This is a genomic window from Nostoc sp. (genome assembly GCF_036917375.1).
In the GTDB taxonomy this organism is placed as follows: Bacteria; Cyanobacteriota; Cyanobacteriia; order Cyanobacteriales; family Nostocaceae; genus Nostoc.
The window spans coordinates 230,922-244,044 of sequence record NZ_JBALDN010000105.1 but is presented as its reverse complement, the minus strand read 5'-3'; the positions used below and the strand labels follow the sequence as shown (position 1 = coordinate 244,044).

At 42.3% G+C, this 13,123-nt stretch carries 14 protein-coding genes; 6 read left to right on the top strand and 8 right to left on the bottom strand.

Annotated elements, in window-relative coordinates:
* Positions 1 to 54 precede the first annotated feature (54 nt).
* The 5 genes from V7K45_RS29280 to V7K45_RS29260 form a co-directional block, all read right to left on the bottom strand.
* Positions 55 to 651 (bottom strand): Maf family protein, encoded by a 597-nt coding sequence (locus V7K45_RS29280; RefSeq protein WP_335009023.1) that lies wholly within the window; start codon positions 649 to 651, stop codon positions 55 to 57.
* Between the two features lie 127 nt (positions 652 to 778).
* Positions 779 to 1,324 carry a photosystem II reaction center PsbP gene (gene psbP / locus V7K45_RS29275; RefSeq protein WP_335008907.1) on the bottom strand — a complete coding sequence of 182 codons (546 nt, stop codon included), beginning with the start codon at positions 1,322 to 1,324 and terminating at the stop codon, positions 779 to 781.
* A gap of 319 nt (positions 1,325 to 1,643) precedes the next feature.
* Complete coding sequence (locus V7K45_RS29270) at positions 1,644 to 1,973, bottom strand: ribulose bisphosphate carboxylase small subunit (RefSeq protein ID WP_335008905.1); 330 nt, start codon at positions 1,971 to 1,973, stop codon at positions 1,644 to 1,646.
* Positions 1,974 to 2,018: 45 nt separating this feature from the next.
* Positions 2,019 to 2,426 (bottom strand): RuBisCO chaperone RbcX, encoded by a 408-nt coding sequence (rcbX, locus tag V7K45_RS29265; protein WP_335008903.1) that lies wholly within the window; start codon positions 2,424 to 2,426, stop codon positions 2,019 to 2,021.
* 137 nt (positions 2,427 to 2,563) lie between these two features.
* Positions 2,564 to 3,994 (bottom strand): form I ribulose bisphosphate carboxylase large subunit, encoded by a 1,431-nt coding sequence (locus V7K45_RS29260; protein WP_163930558.1) that lies wholly within the window; start codon positions 3,992 to 3,994, stop codon positions 2,564 to 2,566.
* A 933-nt stretch (positions 3,995 to 4,927) separates the two neighbouring features.
* Here V7K45_RS29260 and V7K45_RS29255 point away from each other — a divergent pair.
* The 6 genes from V7K45_RS29255 to V7K45_RS29230 all read left to right on the top strand — a co-directional run bounded on the left by V7K45_RS29255 (position 4,928) and on the right by V7K45_RS29230 (position 9,880).
* Positions 4,928 to 6,034 carry a ligand-binding sensor domain-containing protein gene (locus tag V7K45_RS29255; RefSeq protein WP_335008900.1) on the top strand — a complete coding sequence of 369 codons (1,107 nt, stop codon included), beginning with the start codon at positions 4,928 to 4,930 and terminating at the stop codon, positions 6,032 to 6,034.
* A gap of 116 nt (positions 6,035 to 6,150) precedes the next feature.
* The gene (gene panB / locus V7K45_RS29250; RefSeq protein ID WP_335008898.1) at positions 6,151 to 6,921 is read left to right on the top strand and encodes a 3-methyl-2-oxobutanoate hydroxymethyltransferase; all 771 of its coding nucleotides are present in this window, start codon (positions 6,151 to 6,153) and stop codon (positions 6,919 to 6,921) included.
* Positions 6,918 to 7,442: a hypothetical protein gene (locus V7K45_RS29245; RefSeq protein ID WP_335008896.1), complete on the top strand. Its 525-nt coding sequence runs from the start codon at positions 6,918 to 6,920 to the stop codon at positions 7,440 to 7,442. Before panB ends, V7K45_RS29245 begins: the two co-directional genes overlap by 4 nt.
* 693 nt (positions 7,443 to 8,135) lie before the next feature.
* Positions 8,136 to 8,972 carry a 4-hydroxy-tetrahydrodipicolinate reductase gene (gene dapB, locus V7K45_RS29240; RefSeq protein WP_335008894.1) on the top strand — a complete coding sequence of 279 codons (837 nt, stop codon included), beginning with the start codon at positions 8,136 to 8,138 and terminating at the stop codon, positions 8,970 to 8,972.
* A gap of 32 nt (positions 8,973 to 9,004) precedes the next feature.
* Positions 9,005 to 9,691: a phosphate ABC transporter permease gene (locus V7K45_RS29235; RefSeq protein WP_335008892.1), complete on the top strand. Its 687-nt coding sequence runs from the start codon at positions 9,005 to 9,007 to the stop codon at positions 9,689 to 9,691.
* A gap of 12 nt (positions 9,692 to 9,703) precedes the next feature.
* Positions 9,704 to 9,880, top strand: coding sequence for a hypothetical protein (locus V7K45_RS29230; protein ID WP_335008891.1), 177 nt, complete (start codon positions 9,704 to 9,706; stop codon positions 9,878 to 9,880).
* A 147-nt stretch (positions 9,881 to 10,027) separates the two neighbouring features.
* Here V7K45_RS29230 and V7K45_RS29225 read toward each other — a convergent pair whose 3' ends face one another.
* The 3 genes from V7K45_RS29225 to V7K45_RS29215 form a co-directional block, all read right to left on the bottom strand.
* A complete protein-coding gene (locus V7K45_RS29225) occupies positions 10,028 to 11,440 on the bottom strand; it encodes a right-handed parallel beta-helix repeat-containing protein (protein ID WP_335008889.1) in 1,413 nt (470 codons plus the stop codon).
* A gap of 101 nt (positions 11,441 to 11,541) precedes the next feature.
* Positions 11,542 to 12,171, bottom strand: coding sequence for a precorrin-8X methylmutase (locus V7K45_RS29220; RefSeq protein WP_289799093.1), 630 nt, complete (start codon positions 12,169 to 12,171; stop codon positions 11,542 to 11,544).
* 110 nt (positions 12,172 to 12,281) lie between these two features.
* A complete protein-coding gene (locus tag V7K45_RS29215) occupies positions 12,282 to 13,091 on the bottom strand; it encodes a TPM domain-containing protein (RefSeq protein WP_322673523.1) in 810 nt (269 codons plus the stop codon).
* Positions 13,092 to 13,123 lie beyond the last annotated feature (32 nt).

Genomic DNA, 13,123 nt, shown 5'->3' with positions numbered 1-13,123 from the left:
ATTGGTAATTGGGCATTGGGCATTGGTTATTTACTTTGGACAAATGACAAATGACTATTGCTGCCAGAAATCAGTGACATCGTATCCCAATTCACTTAGCATCTGGCGCAGCAGGGGTAAACTGAGTCCAATTACATTGCTGTGACAGCCTTCGATTTTTTCCACGAAGAAACTACCAAAACCCTCAATGGCAAAGGCTCCAGCACACTTGAGTGGTTCACCAGTGGCAACATAAGCTTTAATTGCCTTTTCGCTCATTTGAGCAAAGTAAACTCTTGTAACTTGTGACTTGACTAAAGTCCGGTTTTGCTCGTGGTCAATTAAGGCGTGACCTGTGTACAAGTCGCCAAAGTTACCTTTCATTATCTGCCAACGGGCGATCGCTTCAGAGAAGTCTGCTGGTTTGCCGTAAATTTCACCATTGATGGACAAAACTGAATCACAACCTATAATCAAAGCTGATTCAAACTGTGGGGCTACAGTTTCCGCTTTGTACTGGGCAAGACTTTTGACCAATTCTGCTGGTTCACTTAGTTGAATTTGCGACTCATCAAAGTCACTAGGTTGAACTATGGGTTCAATACCAACAGTTTGCAGCAAGCGGCGTCGGGCTGGAGAAGCTGAAGCAAGTACAAAAGGTGGAATTTTCATGATCTGACCAACTTGGTAATTGGGGATGGGGTACTGGGCATTGGGCATTGCTTATTTCCCTTGTTCTCCTTTCCCCTCAGTCTTTTTTTAATTTTTAATTTTTAATTGATTTCTGCCTACTCCCCAATTAATAAACAGAAAAAGAATTAACAACCTCATCTATCATCCGTTTAACTTTTTTCCAGCGTTTTTCAGGAATTGAGGCGTTGAAGGTAAAAAGTTTACCACGGCTAACAGCAACGCTGGCAATATTGTGTCGTTGCTGTTGATTGGGGAGTTTAACCTCATACTCTAAAAGATAGTATGTTTTACCGTCTACTTCTCGTTGTGCGGCATTGACTAATTCCGCCGAACGACCAGAGTCAGGAGGCGCAAGAGCAGCTTTTCCTAATTTGTATCCTACTTCTGTTGGGGTTCCCAATTCTGACAAAGTTTTGCCTTCAGGAACTGGGCTAATCACAACCGAAACATTTTCAGACACCTCAATTAAATCGTGGAAAACCACATCTGGCCCATCGGCAACTTTGACTGGCAGCCAGCCGTTAGGATATAAAAACTGATAGCCATCACTACTATCTACAAAGCTTTTGAGTCCAGCCGCAGCCGCTACATCCGAATTACTCAGACTGAAGCTCAACACCAATAGCAAAATTAATACAATTCGTTTCCACATTTCTACAGATTCCTTTGGGCTGGAGATAACACAAGGCTTGCATCATTTCTCGTCTTTATTCTCCCACCAACCGGGACGCTTCGGATAATAAATACATTAGATGGTGAGTTATAAATGCTTAAAGTTTCCAATGATCTTAGTCTTTCCAGTTTGCTGATAGTGGAAAGCAAACATTGAGCTTCATGATAAAACTCATCATGAAGCTCAATGTTCCGTAACACCTGATTATAAAAAAGGAGAGGCAGATAATTCTACCTCTCCTATACAGGGATAGACAAATTACTTGAACTACCCCATGATTAATTCCAACTAACTAGACTTAGTATCTGTTGGGTTTGTGAACAAGGAAGCTGAGAACTTGGCACTGCTTGATGTTGTCAAAACCCACAACACGGATATAGCTGCTGTTAAATTGAGAGCGGCATCCTTGAACTTCGCTCAATACTTCTTGAGTGGATTTAGCACCAAACAAAGGCAACTTCCACATTGTCCAATATAATTCTGTTGGTTCAGAAGTTTCGTTGAACTCGATCGCAGGAATGTAACCTTGATTCAAGATGTACTGGACTTGTTTCGCAATTTGAGCATCAGACAGAGGGGGAAGATAAGAAAGGGTTTCGTAACGACGCTCTTTTGGTAAAGTTTGCATAGCTTTTGATAATGGGTTGCGATTTTTACTAGTAGATTGACCGAACTAATTGGATAAGTTATCCAAATCCCGATCTGAAGTTGTTTGCTGTTCTGGTTGCAGACTGGGGTTAGATGTGTCTATTCGTGTGATGCGTTCTAAATGCTGGCGACGTTGCTCCATGTTGGCTTGCTGAATACCAGTACGAACCATTTCCGGTAAAAATTCTGCAATTTCTTCGGCAATATGTTCTCTGACAGTCATGATTCGCAAAGCCAAATCTGGTTTTTCCCGCAACAATTGCTCAATGAATGACTCACCATTTTGAATTTTGCCAGACGAAAAGTTATGCAACCAAAGTTCTAATGGCGGATTAGTTTCGCCTAGCTGTGCCAATACTGTCCTTAGAGCCTGATAAGTCAGATAGCTTTGGAGAGTTTTGGCTGTGTCCTTCGCAATTTGCTTAAGATTCATGCTTGACCCCAGCCCTGAAGAGTTATGAGTTATGAGTTATGAGTTATGAATTAATGCAAAGCAAATCCTAACTCTTGTACAGACGCGATGAATCGCGTCTCTACTTCTAACTCTTAACTCTTAACTGTTAACCCAGATCAGACGGTATCCATTGCTTCAAACTCGAACTTGATTTCTTTCCACAGTTCGCAAGCAACAGCCAGCTCAGGAGACCACTTGGCAGCTTCGCGGATGATATCGTTACCTTCACGAGCCAAGTTACGGCCTTCGTTACGAGCTTGAACAACGGCTTCCAAGGCGACGCGGTTAGCGGTTGCACCAGGAGCGTTACCCCAAGGGTGTCCCAGAGTACCACCACCGAATTGTAGTACGGAATCATCACCAAAGATTTCTACCAGTGCGGGCATGTGCCATACGTGGATACCACCAGAAGCAACTGCCATTACACCAGGTAGAGAAGCCCAGTCTTGGGTAAAGTAGATACCACGAGACTTGTCTTGCTCAATGTAGTTTTCACGCAACAGGTCAACGAAGCCCATTGTGATGCCGCGCTCACCTTCCAACTTACCAACTACTGTACCAGTGTGGATGTGGTCGCCACCAGATAAACGTAGGGCTTTAGCCAATACACGGAAGTGGATACCGTGGTTCTTTTGACGGTCAATTACAGCGTGCATCGCACGGTGAATGTGTAGCAAGATACCGTTATCGCGGCACCAACGAGCCAATGTAGTGTTGGCGGTGAAACCTGCGGTGAGGTAGTCATGCATGATGATGGGCATTTTGAGTTCTTTAGCGTACTCAGCCCGTTGCAACATTTGTTCGCAGGTTGGAGCGGTGACGTTGAGGTAGTGACCTTTGATTTCACCGGTTTCAGCTTGAGCTTTGTTGATAGCTTCAGCTACGAACAAGAAGCGATCGCGCCATCTTTGGAATGGTGCGGAGTTGATGTTTTCGTCGTCTTTGGTGAAGTCCAAACCACCGCGTAAGCACTCGTATACAGCGCGTCCGTAGTTCTTAGCGGAAAGACCCAATTTGGGCTTAATGGTACAACCCAATAAAGGACGACCGTATTTGTTTAACTTGTCACGCTCAACTTGGATACCGTGAGGAGGCCCTTGGAAGGTCTTGATGTAAGCTACTGGGAAACGGATATCTTCTAAACGTAGTGCCCGTAGAGCTTTGAAACCAAATACGTTACCAACAATTGAGGTCAATACGTTGGTTACAGAACCTTCTTCAAACAAGTCTAGAGGATAGGCAACGTAACAGATGTACTGGTTGTCTTCACCGGGAACTGGTTCGATGTCATAGCAACGACCTTTGTAGCGATCGAGGTCGGTGAGCAAATCTGTCCACACAGTTGTCCAAGTACCTGTGGAGGATTCAGCCGCAACAGCCGCACCTGCTTCTTCGGGAGGAACACCAGGCTGAGGTGTCATACGGAACGCAGCTAGAAGATCGGTATCTTTTGGTGTGTAATCCGGTGTGTAATAAGTTAGTCTGTAATCTTTAACCCCGGCTTGATACCCAGATTTGCTCTGAGTCTTCGTTTGAGCGTAAGACATAATTTTATCCTTCCCTGAAATCACTCTTTTTAATTATCAAATCACGTTTTGTGCAACTTCCCCCACCCCGCTCTTGCCCCCCTTGAGCGAGGGGAAGATCGGAAAAAATTTTTTGTTAGGAGTTGCCTTTGGCAAAGGTTAGCAGTTCTTTTGCGGCGGACACTTTGGTAGCGGTGGTAGCCCTCCTCACCAGTGTTTTCCCCTTCTAGGGGTACACGACCTAGCGCTTCTACTGTTTCCTCTTGCTAAAAATCAAAATTTTTGTTTACCTCTTCTTCGCACCCAACTAAACCTTCTCAATTTCACCAAAACTTCCGCCTTTTGTGGGCAGTATTTAGATAATTCCCCCATAAATCAGGATATTCAGGGGATTGGGCTGGCTGGCACACATTCCCGCCTTTACACTCCTTATATCTTTCCCTTTGACGGAAAAGACACCAGAAAAGAATTTACTTGACAGAGATTTAGCAGAGTGGTGAGCAAAAGATAAAAGAATTGCACACCACGTAATTTGTAACTTGTTTCACAATATATCAAGAATTCGATAAGTTATTCTTTGAAAGTTTTTAACTTATCTATTTAATTTTGTTATTACATAAAGATTTAAACTTTTTGTTACAAATACTTTACAAAATGTCATTAATAACTGTAAAGAACTGAAAAGATGAGGGAGATGGCGAAATCCCCAGTTCCCACCAATACACTGAGTTTCGAGCGCGCGGTAATCGAGCGACTTGTACTGAGTTTCGACTGCGCTCAACTACCGCGTAGTCGAAGTAAGTCGAGATTCAACTACCGCTTGTCGTAAAGCCTGCGGCATAGCTACGCTTCGGGCATAGCCTCTCCAAGAGTTGTGTCCCCAATCCCCAATGTTTAAAAAATCCCAGCAAGGGGAACACTGAAATTAACCCAAAGCCAGTTTAGGTAAATGCTATGGGTACTGTCTCCAAAGGAAATGTCACCGTGGTATTGTTTTACAAGCGTACTAGTTTATTAATTACTTCTATCTTGCTGGGGTTGATAGCTTTGCCAAATATGGGATGGGCGCAAAAAACCCCTGAGATTAATTCATCTGATGTAACCCCCGCTTACCCAGCTTCCGCACCGCCACCGCGAGTAGAATCTTTGCCTGATGAACGGGGAGTTGAAGAAAATTCGCCGAAAACTGATTATCGTGTTGGTAATTTATTGGGAGATGTTACAGGTAATCTTTGGGTAGGTTCTTGGCGCGGGCTATCGCGAATCGATCCTAAAACTGGGAAGATTATTTCTCGTGTTAGCTTACCGAATGTTGCCATTGGGGCTTTAGCCCAAGACAAGGTAGGACGTTTGTGGGTAGGAAGTTATGAGGGACTAGTTCGAGTTGACCCTCGCACTAACGAAATCACCGCCCAAAATTTATTTTTGCCTTCTAAACGCGTGTTGTCACTGTTACTTGACAAACGGGGTTATTTATGGACTGGAACCGATAGCGGTTTAGCTCTAATTAGTCCCGACCAAGGCTTGATTATGACAACATTAAAAAATCTGCCTGGTGTCAGTGCTAATGCCTTAACTTTAGATGCTGAAGGTCAATTGTGGGTTGGTACTCTGGATGGATTGGTGCGGGTAAATACTGCTAGTGCTGCGATTATGAAGCGAATAGCCGATTTACCTGGGACAACTGTACAGGCTTTAGCTATTAGTCCAGAAGGGTTAATTTGGGCGGGAATGCCGAATAATTTGCTAGTTATTAACCCAAAAACTGGTGCAGTGTTGCGGTCTGTAACCCGCTTGCGTGGGCGTGATGTAACGGCGATACGTTTTGCTAAAGATGGTAGTGTCTGGGTTGGGACTAATAATGGTTTGTTACGATTAGATCCAAATACAGGAGCCGTATTAGACGGAGAAGTTGCTGGACTCCCTTCTAGTCGGGTTATTACCCTTGCACCTGATATCGGCAATAAATTATGGATTGGCACTAGTGAAGGTCTAGCTTGGTTAATGCCCAAAACCTACAGTGCAAAACCCCATATTGCTTTCAGTCGCGCTGTTAAATGATTAGTTAAGAGTTATGAGTTAGGAGTTATAAGTTAAAAATTTTTTAAATTCAAAACTCCTCACTCCTAACTTTTAACTTCTAACTCAGCACTCACTCACTACTCAGCACTCAAAAAATGGCAATCACTACCCAGCAATTAATTCAATGGAAACAACAGGGACGTTCAATTGTCGCGTTGACCGCCTGGGATTATGCGATCGCTCAACTCCTCGACGCAGCTGGTGTAGACTTAATCCTTGTGGGTGACTCTATGGCAGTAGTTCTAGGGTATGAAACAACACTGCCAATAACTTTAGATGAGATTATCTATCACGCTAAAGCTGTGCGCCGTGGGGTAAAACGGGCATTAGTAGTAGTAGATTTACCTTTTTTGACGTATCAAGAAAGTCTCCAACAAGCGATGCACTCAGCTGGGCGGGTACTAAAGGAAACGGGCGCTCAAGCGGTAAAGTTAGAAGGTGGCTATCCAGCAATGGCTGAAACTGTGGCTCGTCTAGTACAAGCTGGAATTCCGGTAATGGGTCATGTGGGTTTGACACCGCAATCAATACATCAACTGGGTTTGCGCCAACAAGGTAAAACGCAAGAAGCCAGTGAAAGGATTTTACAAGAAGCGATCGCTCTCGAACAAGCGGGTGTATTTTCTCTCGTGTTAGAGCATATACCCGCAGATTTGGCAATGCAGATTTCACAAAAATTGAGTATTCCCACAATTGGTATCGGTGCGGGAATTCACTGCGATGGACAAGTTTTAGTTACCTCAGATGTCCTTGGACTGGCAGAAAAGCATCCACCATTCGCGAAAGTGTACACGAATTTGCGCGAGACGATTACCAAAGCTGTGCAAGATTATGCCGTGGAAGTGCGAGAGCGGAAGTTTCCTTGACTTCATCATTAACTATGGCTGAAACTGAAGCAACAAATTTTTTAAGAGTTCTACTTCAACAAGACCCAGAGCATATACAAACTTGGTTGAGAATGGTTTGGGCAGAGCAACAGCAAGTACCAGAAAAATTTAATTGGCTTGGTTTAGCTGAAGTCTCTACTTTCAGAGCGCAAGAACTAGCCAATGAAGAACCTAATGAATTTTATTTAGAGAGCCTTGCTTGGGCAGAGATTGCAAGTTCAGTTTACGAATTTTTAGCTGAAAATAATCCTAGTTTTTCTGAACGATATCTAGATTCTTTAATGGGACTACGAGCTTACATGATCTTAAAATTCGGTGCTATTCCAGAAAATCCAGTTCTCGATATATATCTGATTATTAATTGGTTTTTCGATAATTTACACATTTCCTACCAAGAAGCATTAATTAAAGCAGCAGATTGGAGAGAAGCTTTAGCATCCAAGAATCCAGAAGAAACTCAAAAAAGTTTGATAGCGAACTTGAAGATTTCAGAAAACTAAGGTTGATTAAAAATCGGTTATCAATCATTAAATATTTATCTAAGAGTAAAGATTTTCTTCCAAACGAGGAACTCAATATTTGGATTTCACTTTGGGAGAAATTGCCCTGAGTCATGCTGCCTAAGTCTTTTTAAAATCCTTTGATATACGTAGTATTATCACAACCTAAATGATTAAATCAACAATAACTACTAACGAAAAGTTAAATAAAGGGCTAATCGAGAACACAAAAAACCCCGACTTGATAGCCGAGGTAAATGGGAGAAGTCCAAATGTCGATGGGATATTTCAAAACCGAAGTCTGTTTTTCTTAGTTAACACCTAATGCAACCAAAACTATGTAGGTAATAGACAAGGTGCAATTTTAGCTATGCAGCTTATTTTAGGGCTTTACTAAGCTATGTAAATAAATATAACAATAATATTACAAATGGTCAACTAGACTTGACAAATAAAGGCTGATATATTTTATAAGGAATACTTATCAAAGCAGTACGAGCGGCAAATAAAACGGATTACTGAGTAAGATAGTGGGATGAAAACGACAACCGATCTTTTGGGGAGTAGAAAAAGTAAGCGATTAGCTGCACAATTCAGGGTAAGTGGAATTAAGCCAAAAATTTGAGAAGCTAGCTACTAGATCGCCAAAGTCTTTACAATTCCCTTGTTGACTCAAAAAGTATTTCTCGACCTATGACGAATCAAGCTCCTATACCGGTTATTGTCAACGGTGCTGCTGGCAAAATGGGCCGTGAGGTGGTTAAGGCGGTGGCACAAGCGCCTGACTTAAACCTAGTGGGTGCAATTGACTACAGTTTAGAACATCAAGATAAAGATGCTGGGGAGTTGGCGGGTTTAAGCGAACCTTTGGAAGTGCCGATTACCAATCAATTAGAACCAATGTTGGGGTATGTGGCTGGTGACAGACAGTCTCCTCCAGGGGTAATTGTAGACTTTACCCATCCCGATTCAGTTTATGACAATATTCGCAGTGCGATCGCTTACGGTATTCGTCCTGTAGTTGGGACTACTGGGTTAAGTCCAGAACAAATTCAAGACTTGGCAGATTTTGCCGACAAAGCTAGCACTGGTTGCCTAATTATTCCCAATTTTTCCATTGGCATGGTACTGTTGCAACAAGCTGCGATCGCCGCCTCAAAATATTTTGACCATGTGGAGATTATCGAACTGCATCACAACCAAAAAGCTGATGCTCCCAGTGGTACTGCGATTCAAACGGCGCAGTTACTAGGAGAGTTGGGTAAAACTTTTAACCCTGCTCTTGTAGAAGAAACGGAAAAATTGGCAGGGGCGAGGGGCAGTATCGCAGATGAAGGGATTAGAATTCATAGCGTGCGCTTGCCGGGATTGATTGCCCATCAGGAAGTTATTTTTGGCGCGGCAGGACAGATATATACTTTACGACATGATACGAGCGATCGCGCTTGTTATATGCCAGGAGTGCTACTAGCGATTCGCAAAATCTTAGCGTTAAAGTCGTTAGTATATGGATTAGAAAAGATACTTTAAACACACAATTGGGCATTCATTACTTAGCACTCATGTTAGTACCACTGACTCGCCAGAAATTTGAACAAGTTGTCCCCTTAATTGCTACTGGTTTGCAGTACAAGTACTACTGGGGGAAGTTCTCAAATTTTTTGCAACGGCTGTTAATTTCTGTAGTTGCGGTAGTTGTTATTTTGCTTGTAACAGTTGTTTTCAAGCTTGAGTTTGCTTCAATAGTATTTATACTAGGGGTAATTAGCGCTTTTTTTTGGCTGTGGTATCCAGTGTTTCAAGCAAGTATGCGGAATTTACAATGCCGCCGTTATAAATACGGTGGCTTTTTCCGTGGTCGAGTCCTAGATTGGTGGATTACAGACCAGTTAATAGGTAAAACCGAAACAGTCAACAACAAAGGCGAATTGGTGATTGTAGAAAACCGAGAAAAACAGATAAATTTAGAGATAGGTGATGATACAGGATTTAGCATTGAGTTTGTAGCACCATTGCGTCCTGCCCACAAAGTTATTACTCGCGGTCAAATTGCAGAAATGGTAGTGATGTCCAATCGCCCAGATTTGAGCAGCATTGATGAATTCAGCGATATATACTTTCCCAATCGTGACCTGTGGGTTAGCGATTATCCTTATCTGCGCCGGGATTTCTTTAACGAAGTCGGTCGTCGCTTGCGTGAGGACCAACAACAAAAGCCGCGTCGGCGGCGTCGTAGAGTAGAGGATTGAAGAAGTAATTAGGTGATTTCTCACAAAGAATATACCCAGGTTGACGAGTTTCGACAACTCTTGCAGACGCTACGCGAACGCTCAACTCTCGATCCCCTAGTTGGTAGAGCGGAGTCGAAACCAACGGCGACGGTAGATTTATTAACGGAAATTGCCTTAGTAGACGACCTACACCTTGCATCTACGTAGGGTGCAAGTAAGTCATTTAATAATTACGAGATTACGAGCCGAATATCGCCAATATCTGGGCAGTTTGCTCTCAACCGCAAAAATTATCAATGTTCGTCCAGGAAGTTCGAGCATTTAAATTCGGGATAAATCTCTCCTGCTTTCTTGCTAACGAGAACATCCCACTTTGATGAGTTTTCCTTGCAAACGATAAGTCACTGTTCCGCAGGCAAAACCTGCCGACTCAGTTTCTACATAAGGCCGTGTTGGCGGATTTTGTTTATCTAACCGCGATTTCCAATTGCCAGATATTTTTTTTAGAGTGGGATACTTGCTTAAAAATTGTGAGCCTGCAACAATATCGCGAGGCCCCTTAACATTTATCTTAGAACTATTCATGTAGATATTATAATCATAAATAACGTTTTTATTTTTAGTCTTATTATTAATATTTTTTCCAGGAAAAGCATAGAGGATGTTCCTAAGAATTCTGACATCAGATGATGTATGAGCAAATATTTGCCCGCCATTAAGTTCTGGACTCTGATTATTTAAAACAGCTGTATTATTTACAATATCAACATGCGAGCTTAAAAATGCATGAATACCCGATCCACCATTATTAAATGCCAGATTATTTTTAACTAAAGTATATCCTTTATATGCATCCAATTTTGGGTTTTCATCATTTCTTGTACTATCGATAATAATGCCATTTCCATCTGTGATTTTTCCGACTGCAATCCAAGGGATGTACATACGATTGTTGTAGGTTTTATTGTTAGTAACAAACATCTTGTATCCCCGCTTATTGTCAGAATTCCAATTATTCAACATTGAAATCCCACTGGTACCGTAAACGCTATACCAGGCATTATCGAACACTTCGTTATTATCTATTGTCACATAGTCCGATTCAATCGCTGAAATGCCTGCTCCTCCACACTTATGTACCTTGTTGTTGACAATACGTATATGGTGAGTATGACCATTTGTTCGTCCATCCACACTGATGCAGTTTCCATTCGTTAGCGGGTTTACTTTGTTAGTCTTCTGACTCATCGCATAATCAAGGGTTATATTGGCATTATTTCCTATTACCTCCAACCCATTTATCTCGATATATGAAGCTCTATTTGAAATCGAGATACCGTTCCATGTATTGTGCTGAATTTTTGGGAAATGACCAGGATATGCTTTATACTTAATCCATGCTTTTGCAGTTCCAGAACGTTTAATACTTACTGCACTACCAGCTTTGCCTAAATTTGTGTACACTCCGTTCATAATCAATACTGTATCGCCAGGGTTAGTCAGATTTGCTGCCTTTTGAATTGTCCTAAAGGCGGATGAAGTAGAGAGTCCGCTATTTGTGTCATCTCCAACACCACTAACATAGTATGTTTTTGGAGTTGCCCTAGTGCTGATTAGCTCACCCTTGGATAGGATAATTTCCTTGTTAGTAGATACCTGACGAACGTTTTTAACTAAAGATACTTTTATTCCTTCTCCATCAGTCAAAAGACTTAATATCACAGGAATTCCAAGATATGCGCTTAAACTGAAACCTTGAATTACCACAAGAAAAGGCTCCTTGAACGGCACGACTTAACAAAAACATCAGGATATTCAATGATTAATGAATACTCCTTTGGATATAAAATACAAAAGAGCCGACTTTCCTAGCTCCCCCGATTTCCATCTTGTCCATAGGCTTGCCAAGCTAAGTCTACCAACCCATCAACGATCGCAGCTGCTACAACTGCATTACCTTTGCGGCCGTCAATTATAATGTGAGGCACTAGAGAGTCTTGTAAACGTTCTTTAGCTTCATCAACATTTACAAATCCCACTGGAGTTGCGATTATTAAAGCAGGTCTAATTTCCTCAACTTCAATTAAATCCACCAGTGCAGTCAGGGCCGTTTGCGCTTGACCCACCACAAAAATGCCCTCTGGATAACGCTTTGCTAAAGTTTCTATTCCCCATGCTGCGCGAGTCTTTTCTTTTTGAGGACGTGTTAGAGCTTCCATGCTGCAATACACTGGATTCGCAAAGGTATTTTGAATATCGTAGGCAATACCTACCTGTACCATCGGCACATCTACTACAATTGTGGTACGTGCGGCTAGCGCTGCTGCTCCAGCTTGCAAGGCACGCTCAGAAAAGCGAATCAAAGACTTATACTCAAAGTCAGCCGTGGCGTAGATTACCCGACGCACAATCTCATACTCTGCGGGTGAAAAGACATGATCGCCAATTTCACTATCAATGATTGCTAAACTTTGAGCATCAGTTACGTGCCATTCCATTTTTGTTGAGCTTCTCAAATATTTAGCTTTCAGCTTATCAGCTTCAGAGAGTTAAGAGTTAGGAGTTAGCAGTTATAAGTTAATTAAACTATTCACTCCTAACTACTCACTCATAACTCATTACTAGAAGAAGACCGACTGAAAATAGGAGATAGGTAGGCAACCAAGACGCCTATGAGAAAGCCAGAGATATTGCGAACTAAAGGCAACCAGTCACTTGTACGTGTCACAACTGGCCCAATGCCGAAGGCAATAAACAAGATTCCCCACAAAGGTGAGAAAATTAAAGCCCATTGCCAAGCAAAAACTTGTCCTTTTTGGCGGGGTTGAGCTGCAAATCCACAAATCACCCCACCAATAACTGAGGTAATCAAGGTGAGAATCCATTGCTCTCGTGGTAGTCCGGGGACAACATTGCAACCCCCTTTGAGCAAACAGCCTTTAACCGATTCTAAAGCTTGTAGAATCGCTTGATCTTCGCCTTGTTCGCGAACAAAATACAAATTACCGAAGCGGGTTTGCAATTCTATCCAAAAAGTTCGGGGTAAAAGTTTATAAACAGCATCACCGACGCTAAAACTGAGGATGTTACCGCCACGAGAATCGGCAACTAGTAGAATGCTTTTGTCATCTAAACCCCAATATTTGATAACTGCCCTACCTGGGGTGCGGTCATATTGGGTTAAGACTCGTAATTTCCAGCCCGTGTCAGCTTCAAACTGCTCTAAATCTTTGACAAGCTTTTCTTCTTGCAGCACAGGCAGAGATTTAGCTAAATCTACAACTGGGGTAAAGGTGTCAGGAAGTAACTCAGGATTGTCATAAGCCAGCGCTGGGGGAGAATGCATCACCCAAATTGACCCAGCCAGGAAAAATACTGCAATAGATACTAGAATTCGTCGCCAAAAACAAGATTGCATGGACGTTTTTATACAAATATTAACGGTAAAAG